This window comes from Phenylobacterium sp. (genome assembly GCF_031984885.1).
Lineage (GTDB): Bacteria > Pseudomonadota > Alphaproteobacteria > Caulobacterales > Caulobacteraceae > Phenylobacterium.
The window spans coordinates 1-7,563 of the sequence record NZ_DAMABV010000030.1; the positions used below are offsets into that span (position 1 = coordinate 1).

Here is a 7,563-nt window from a genome sequence, read left to right on the forward strand (position 1 = left end):
CTCCCCGTGTCATCCCGGAAAGCCCGCAGGGCTTGTCCGGGACCCATTCGCGCCGTGCCTGACGAATGAGGCGCGGCCCCGCCGCAAAAGCTCAACTGACTTGATGACGCCTTGGGGCGCCGTGGCTAGCCGCGCGCGCCGCGCCGAGTTTGGCGACGTGGGGGATTACCCCGTTTTTCCTCCCCCATCCTGATGGGGAAGGGGGACCGGCGCAGCCGGTGGAGGGGGCGGCGGCCGGCGATGAGCTTGCGGCTCGCCCCCTCCACCACCCTTCGGGCGGTCCCCCTCCCCCGCTGCGCAGGGGAGGAAAAGGGACATTCAGATCACCAGGTTTCCTTGAACGGGCGGACCTCGGCGAGGAAGGACCAGGCGCTTCTGGGCTGGCGGGCCAGGTGGAAGACTTCGCCGGCGATGTCGTCGGGGGCGATGAAGAAGTCGTCGGGGGCGTCCTTGTAGCGCTCGCGGGTCCAGGGCACGTCGATCACCGCGTCGATCACCAGATAGGCGACATGCACGCCCTTGGGGCCGACCTCGCGGGCGATGGCTTCGGCCAGGATCCGCTGGGCGGCCTTGGTCGGGGCGAAGCCGGCGAAGTTGGCCTTGCCGCGCAGGGCCGAGGTGTTGCCGGTGACGATCAGCGACCCGCCGCCGGCCTCGATCATCTTCGGCGTCACCAGCCGGGCCAGGTGATAGAGCGCCATGACGTTGGTCTGGAAGTTCTGCTCCAGCACCGAGGGATCGATGTCGAGGAAGTTGCCGAAGGCGCCGCCGACGGCGTTGTGGACCACGACCTTGGGTGCTCCGAAGCGGATGACGAGGTCGTCCAGAGCCGCGGTGAGGGCGGCGGCGTCGGAGACGTCGACCGGCACGGCGACGGCGTCGGGAAGCTCCTGGGCGAGGGCGGCCAGGCGATCGAAATTCCGGGCCAGCATGGCCACGCGGTAGCCGTCGGCGGCGAAGCGGCGGACGATCGAGGATCCGGTCCCGGGGCCGACCCCGGTGACGATGGCGAGCGGCTTCATGTGGGTGTTCCTTCTGGAAATCAGGCCGTGAGCGCGCGGCGGAGGAAGTCGAGGCGGTCGTTGCCGAAGAACAGCAGGCCGCCCTCGGTGATGAAGCTGGGGGCGCCGAAGACGCCGAGCTCGACCGCCTCGGCGGTGTTGGCCTCCAGTTCGGCGGCGCGTTCGGGGGCGTCGATCAGCTCGGTGGTGACGCCAAGGTCGGCGAGCAGGGCGGCGACCTCGGCGGAGGTGGCCAGCGGCGCATCCCCGGCCCACATGGCGCGAAACAGCCGGCCGGCGGCCGCCTTGCCATGGCCGAGCGCGCGGGCGGCGAGGGCGGCGTGCAGCAGGCGCGGGCCGTCGACGGCGCTCATGCCGGGATTGGGGCTGAGCGGGGCGCCGTAGAGCGCGGCCCAGCGGCCGAGGTCCTGGCGGGCATAGGCCTGCTTGGGCTTGCAGATGACCGTGGTGGGCACGTTGCCGACCTGCTTCATCAGCGCCAGCACGTCGAACGGGCGCCAGTCGAACTCGCCGGGCAGGTCGGCGAGCCGGGTGCTGGCCAGGTAGCTGTAGGGACTGCGGAAGTCGAAGAAGAAGCGGGTGCGGGTCGGGCTCATTGGGTTTCTCCGAGACGTCTGCGCAGGCCCGGGGCGGCGATCGGCCCGGGCCGCAGGCGGGCGCGGGCCTGGGGGACGGCCTGGCCGGTCTGCGGGTCGACCAGGGCCAGGACCAGCGGACGGCCGGTCTGGCCGTCGACCAGTTCGATGGTCGAGGCGCCCAGGCCGTTGGCGTCCCAGCGGTCGCCCCACTCGCGCAGGGCGGTCAGCACCTTCCAGAGGTCGGCGCCCTTGTCGGTGAGGCGGTAGTCGTGGCGGGGCGGGTTGTCCTGGTAGGGGCGGCGCTCGATGAGGCCCGAGCCTTCCAGGTGCTTGAGGCGGGTCGAGAGGGTGGTGGTCGGCATGCCGGTCGAGGCCTGCAGCTCGTCGTACTTCGACAGGCCCAGCGACAGGTCGCGCAGCAGCAGCACCGCCCAGCGGTCGCCGATCGCCTCCAGCGCGCCGGCGACGGAACAGGTCATGCCGGCGAAGGACTTGGCGCGCATCGGCGGGCTCCCGACTAACTCTTATGATTGGAGTTAGTGGGCGCGACGCGGGATGCAAGGGGCGCGGCGGGGCGGAAACGAAAACGGGGGCCGTGTCGCCACGGCCCCCGTTCGGACGTCTCGGAAACCTGAAAGCCTAGGCTTCGGTGGTTTCGGTGGCGCGGGTGGTCTGGCGCTCGGCGATCCGGGCCGACTTACCGCGACGGTCGCGCAGGTAGTAGAGCTTGGCGCGGCGCACGACGCCGCGGCGCTTCACTTCGATGGAGTCGATGTTGGGCGAGTAGAGCGGGAACACGCGTTCCACGCCTTCGCCGAAGGAGATCTTGCGGACCGTGAAGCTCTCGTTCACGCCGCCGCCCTGACGGCCGATGCAGACGCCTTCGTAAGCCTGGACGCGCTCACGGTCGCCTTCCTTGATCTTCACGTTGACGCGCAGGGTGTCGCCGGCCTGGAAGTCCGGGATCTGGCGGGTGGCGGCGAGGCGGTCGAGCTCTTCTTTTTCGAGCTGCTGAATGATGTTCATGTCGGTCGTCCTTGTCCTACTGGGCTTTACTCGCCCTTTGCCTGTTGATTGGCGAGATAGGCGGCCCAGAGGTCCGGACGCCGCTCCCGCGTGGCCGCTTCGCGCTGGCTCCGCCGCCACTTACCGATATCGGCGTGGTGACCGCTGAGCAGTACGGGCGGTATCTCAAGCCCCTCGAATTCCCGCGGTCTGGTGTACTGCGGGTGCTCCAGGAGCCCGTCCTCGAAACTCTCTTCACTCAAGCTTTCGGCCTGGCCGAGGACGCCGGGCACGAGCCTTACGCACGCTTCGATCGCCACCAGGGAGGCCGCCTCGCCGCCGGCGAGGACCGCGTCTCCGACGCTGATCTCCTCGAACCCGCGCGCGTCGAGCACCCGCTGGTCCACCCCCTCGAACCGTCCGGCCAGGACGATCAGTCCCGGACCCTTGGCCCATTCACTCACGCGCGCCTGGGTCAGGGGCCGACCCCGTGCGCTCATGTACAAAAGCGGCCGTCCCCGCCGCTCCACGCTGTCCAGCGCGGCTGCGATGACGTCCGCTCGCATCACCTGTCCCGGGCCGCCACCCGCAGGGGTGTCGTCGAGGAAGCCGCGCTTATCCTTGGAAAATTGGCGAATGTCCACTGTTTCCAACGTCCAGAGCCCATGCTCGCGCCAGGCCGTGCCGATCAGCGAGACGCCGAGCGGGCCGGGATAGGCCTCGGGAAACATGGTCAGGACGGTGGCGTCGAAGGACATGGGGCGGCTTTTGGACGAAACGCCGCAGCATTTCCACGTTCGCCTTAAGAGAACGCGACTATGCCGCGCCTTGCGGGGCGCGGAGCTTGGGCTTAATCCAGGGCGTTTCGCAGTTGCAGCATTTTTAGAGACCCCATGGAAACGCCCGAAATCCTCACCGAGTCCCTGGCCCTCGAGCGCATCGAGGTGAACACCTTCCGCGGCGTGTCGCCCGAGGACGGTCCGGGGCGGATCTTCGGCGGCCAGGTCATCGCCCAGTCGCTGCTGGCGGCCTACGAGACGGTGGAGGAGCGCATCTGCCACTCGCTGCACTGCTACTTCATCCGTCCGGGCGACCCGCGCATCCCGATCCTGTTCGAGGTCGACCGCTCGCGCGACGGCGGCACCTTCACCACGCGGCGGGTGATCGCCGTGCAGAACGGCAAGCAGATCTTCAACCTGGCGGCCTCGTTCCAGGTCGCCGAGGACGGCTTCGAGCACCAGGCCCCGATGCCGGCGGTGCGCAGCCCCGACGACATGGCCGCCGAGGCCGAGGCCCAGAAGAAGGCCGTGCTGGACGGCATGAGCGAGGAGATGCGCCGGATGATGAACCGGCCGCGCCCGATCGAGATGGTCGGCCGCGACAACTACGGCTTCGGCCGCAAGCCCAAGCCGAGCGAGCCCAAGAGCGACACCTGGATGCGGGCCGTGGCCCCGATCGGCGACGACGCGCGCATGCACCAGGTGATCCTGGCCTACGCCTCGGACATGAACCTGCTGTCGACCGCGATGCGCCCGCACGGGGTGGCCTGGCAGACGCCGGGCCTGCAGTCGGCCAGCCTCGACCACGCCATGTGGTTCCACAAGGCCTCGAACTTCAACGACTGGCACCTCTACACCCAGGACAGCCCCAGCGCCTCGGGCGGCCGCGGCTTCGTGCGCGGCGCGATCTACGGCCAGGACGGGAACCTGGTCGCCTCGGTGGCCCAGGAAGGGCTGATGCGGCTGAAGAAGTAGGCGACGCCGCGAGCGGCGAGACGGGCGGGGCCTTCTGCGCCTCAGCAGTCCCCCACCCGGGCCGCATATGGAAGCCGCCTTATTTTTCCTCCCCCATTCATGGGGGAGGGGGACCGGCGCAGCCGGTGGAGGGGGCGGCGGCCGGCAATGAGCTTGCGGCTCGCCCCCTCCACCACGCTGGCGCGTGGTCCCCCTCCCCCGCTAACGCAGGGGAGGAAAAGGGGGAGGGATTATTCCTCGCGGCCTTCGTTGGGGTCGGCTTCGATGACCGTCGGCGGCTCGGCGATCAGCTTGCCCTCGGCTATGCGCACGTCCGGCACGGCCTCGCGCGTGAAAGGCAGCCACCAGCTCGCGCCGGCGCGCGGCTGGATTTCCAGCAGGTCGCCGGCGCCGAAGTCCTGGACGGTCTTGACCACGCCCAGCGGCTCGCCGGCGGCGGTCTCGACGGCCAGGCCGATGAGGTCGGCGAGATAGAACTCGTCCTCCTCGGGCGGGGGCAGGCTGTCGCGATGGATGTAGAGCTTGAGGCCGCGCAGGGCCTCGGCGGCGTTGCGGTCGTCCACGCCCTTGAGGCGGGCGACGATCCCGCCCTTGGCCGGGCGGGCCGATGCGATGGCCAGGGCGGGCGAGCCGTCCTGGCGCAGCAGGGTCTTGTACCTGGCCAGCGCCATGGGGTCGGCGGTGAAGGTCGTGACCTTCACCTCGCCCCGCACCCCATGGGCCGCGCCGACCTGGGCGACGAAAATCAGATTGCGCGTCTCGTCGCCCATGCCGGTTGGTTCGGCTTAGCCTTCGGTCTTTTCGGCGTCGCCTTCGGCGGCCGGGGCGTCTTCAGCGGCCGGAGCGGCTTCCTCGGCGGCCGGGGCTTCGGCGGCGGCTTCTTCAGCGGCGGGGGCCTCAGCAGCCGGGGCTTCCTCGGCGACGGGTTCCGGCTCCGGAGCCGGCTGGGCGGCGGCTTCAGCGGCGGCGGCGGCGCGGTCGGCTTCGCGTTGAGCGCGCTCTTCGGCGCGTTCCTTGGCCTTGCGGCCCGGCTCGGCTTTCTTCGGGTTGTTGCCGGCTTCCCACTTCACCAGGCCTTCGTTGGCCAGGAAACGGGCGACGCGGTCGGTCGGCTGGGCGCCCTTCTTGATCCAGGCCTGGATCGACTCGACCTTCAGGGTGACGCGCGCCGGGTCATCCTTCTTGAGCATCGGGTTGTAGGCGCCGACCTTTTCGATGAAGCGGCCGTCGCGCGGCGAGTGCGAGTCGGCGACGACGATCGAGTAGTAGGGGCGCTTCTTGGCGCCGCCACGGGCGAGACGGATCTTGAGCATGGGTTAGTCCTTTGTAAGCTCTAGGATTTCTTGAAGGGATTGAAGCCGGGCGGCAGGCCGCCGCCCAGGCCGGAAAGGGGGCCGGGAAGCTTCGGGCCGCCGGGCAGGCCGGGCAGTCCGCCCCCCTGGCCGGCGAGCTTGCCGAGCTCTTCCAGTTGCTTGGGATCGGGCGCGGGCAGCTTGCCGCCGCCCAGGGCCTTGAGGCGGTCCATGCCGCCGCCGCCCATCATGCCGGCCATGCGGGCGAAGCCCTTGCCGCCGTCGCGGCTCATCATCTTGAAGGCGTCGGCCATCTGGCGATGCTGCTTCAGGAGTCGGTTGATCTCGGCCACGTCGACCCCGGCGCCGGCGGCGATGCGGCGCTTGCGCGAGGCCTGCAGGATGTCGGGCTTCTTGCGCTCGGCCTTGGTCATGGACGAGATGATCGCCATCTGGCGGTCGATCATCTTGTCGGAGACGTTGGCTTCCGAGAGCTGCTTCTTGACCTTCTGGACGCCGGGCAGCAGGCCCATCAGGCCTTCCATGCCGCCCATGCGCTTCATCTGGCTGAACTGCTCGGCCATCATGTCGAGGTCGAACTGACCCTTGGCCAGCTTCTTGGCCATGGCCTCGGTCTTGGCCACGTCCAGGTCCTGGGCGGCCTTCTCCACCAGGGCCACGACGTCGCCCTGGCCGAGGATGCGGCCGGCCACGCGGCGGGCGTCGAAGGCGTCCAGGCCCTCGATCTTCTCCGAGACGCCGAGATACTTGATCGGCAGGCCGGTGACGGCCCGCATCGACAGGGCCGCGCCGCCGCGGCCGTCGCCGTCGGCCCGCGTCAGCACCAGGCCGGTCAGCGGCAGGCGCTCGTGGAAGGCCTTGGCGGTGCGCACCGCGTCCTGGCCGGTCAGGCTGTCGGCGACCAGCAGGGTTTCGGCGGGGCTGGAGATCTTCGCGATCTCGGCCGCCTCGGCCATCATCGCCTCGTCGATGGTGGTGCGGCCGGCGGTGTCGAGGATCAGGACGTCGTAGCCCTGCAGCTTGGCGGCCGACATGGCCCGGCGGGCGATGTCCGGGGCCGACTGTCCGGCGACGATCGGCAGGCTCTCGACCCCGGCCTGGGTCGCCAGCAGGGCCAACTGCTCCATGGCGGCGGGGCGGCGGGTGTCGAGCGAGGCCAGCAGAACCTTCTTGCGGTCCTTGGCGAGCTTCAGCGCCAGCTTGCCGGCGGTGGTGGTCTTGCCCGAGCCCTGCAGGCCGGCCATCAGGATGACGGTGGGCGGGTTCAGCGAGAGGTTGAGGCCCTCGACCTCGTCGCCGCCGAGCATCTCGACCAGGCCGTCATAGGTGATCTTCACCACCTGGTCGGCGGGGCGGATCGAGCGGATCACCTCCTCGCCGGCGGCCCGTTCCTTGGCCTTGGAGATGAACTCGCGGACGACGGGCAGGGCGACGTCGGCCTCGAGCAGGGCGACACGCACCTCGCGCAGGGCTTCGTCGATGTCCTTTTCCGAGAGCACGCCCCGCCCGGAGAGGCGGTCGAAGACCCCGGAAAGCCGATCTGTCAGTGCGTCGAACACGCGAGACTCCTATCGGCCCAAACGCAATCGACCCCCGTGGACGATCACGTCGACGGGGGGCCTCGCCGCCCTCGTCCCACATGCGTCGTGGGGGTCGTGGCGGTGGAGGGCGCGAATGCTATGCGCCAGAAGGGCGCGCTTATGCGCCTGTGGACGGAATAGGTCAAGGATTTGGCGCCGGGGGCGTGCGTGGCGGGTGTCATCCCGGAAGCCGCAACGCGGCTGTCCGGGACCCATTTACGCTGTCGAAGGCGGCGTCGCACCGCCGGCGCCATCTGGTGTTCATGGGTCCCGGTCTTGCTGCGCAAACCGGGATTGTCTGTTTGAAGTGA

General features: G+C 69.7%; 8 protein-coding genes and 1 pseudogene. 1 reads left to right on the plus strand and 8 read right to left on the minus strand.

Annotated features, from left to right (window positions below; all coding sequences use genetic code 11):
* Window positions 1-323: 323 nt before the first annotated feature.
* The 5 genes and pseudogenes from RTL41_RS20780 to trmD form a co-directional block, all read right to left on the minus strand.
* Window positions 324-1,022, minus strand: a complete 699-nt coding sequence (locus RTL41_RS20780) for an SDR family NAD(P)-dependent oxidoreductase (RefSeq protein WP_312167327.1) — start codon at window positions 1,020-1,022, stop codon at window positions 324-326.
* A gap of 20 nt (window positions 1,023-1,042) precedes the next feature.
* Entirely contained in the window at window positions 1,043-1,618 is a 576-nt protein-coding gene (locus RTL41_RS20785) for a 2-hydroxychromene-2-carboxylate isomerase (RefSeq protein ID WP_312167330.1), read from the minus strand.
* The gene (locus tag RTL41_RS20790) at window positions 1,615-2,103 is read right to left on the minus strand and encodes a helix-turn-helix domain-containing protein (RefSeq protein WP_312167332.1); all 489 of its coding nucleotides are present in this window, start codon (window positions 2,101-2,103) and stop codon (window positions 1,615-1,617) included. Before RTL41_RS20790 ends, RTL41_RS20785 begins: the two co-directional genes overlap by 4 nt.
* Before the next feature lie 136 nt (window positions 2,104-2,239).
* Window positions 2,240-2,626 (minus strand): 50S ribosomal protein L19, encoded by a 387-nt coding sequence (gene rplS / locus RTL41_RS20795; protein ID WP_312167335.1) that lies wholly within the window; start codon window positions 2,624-2,626, stop codon window positions 2,240-2,242.
* A 3-nt stretch (window positions 2,627-2,629) separates the two neighbouring features.
* A pseudogene (gene trmD / locus RTL41_RS20800) lies at window positions 2,630-3,363 on the minus strand (tRNA (guanosine(37)-N1)-methyltransferase TrmD); the annotation flags it as partial.
* Between the two features lie 135 nt (window positions 3,364-3,498).
* Between trmD and RTL41_RS20805 the strand changes: the two are divergent.
* Window positions 3,499-4,359, plus strand: a complete 861-nt coding sequence (locus RTL41_RS20805; protein ID WP_312167340.1) for an acyl-CoA thioesterase II — start codon at window positions 3,499-3,501, stop codon at window positions 4,357-4,359.
* A 230-nt stretch (window positions 4,360-4,589) separates the two neighbouring features.
* Here RTL41_RS20805 and rimM read toward each other — a convergent pair whose 3' ends face one another.
* From rimM to ffh, 3 genes are read right to left on the minus strand one after another with little or no spacing between them, the layout of a single operon-like run.
* Window positions 4,590-5,129: a ribosome maturation factor RimM gene (gene rimM, locus RTL41_RS20810; protein WP_312167343.1), complete on the minus strand. Its 540-nt coding sequence runs from the start codon at window positions 5,127-5,129 to the stop codon at window positions 4,590-4,592.
* Window positions 5,130-5,144: 15 nt separating this feature from the next.
* Window positions 5,145-5,672, minus strand: coding sequence for a 30S ribosomal protein S16 (gene rpsP, locus RTL41_RS20815; protein ID WP_312167345.1), 528 nt, complete (start codon window positions 5,670-5,672; stop codon window positions 5,145-5,147).
* 20 nt (window positions 5,673-5,692) lie between these two features.
* A complete protein-coding gene (gene ffh, locus RTL41_RS20820) occupies window positions 5,693-7,231 on the minus strand; it encodes a signal recognition particle protein (protein ID WP_312167348.1) in 1,539 nt (512 codons plus the stop codon).
* Window positions 7,232-7,563: the final 332 nt, after the last annotated feature.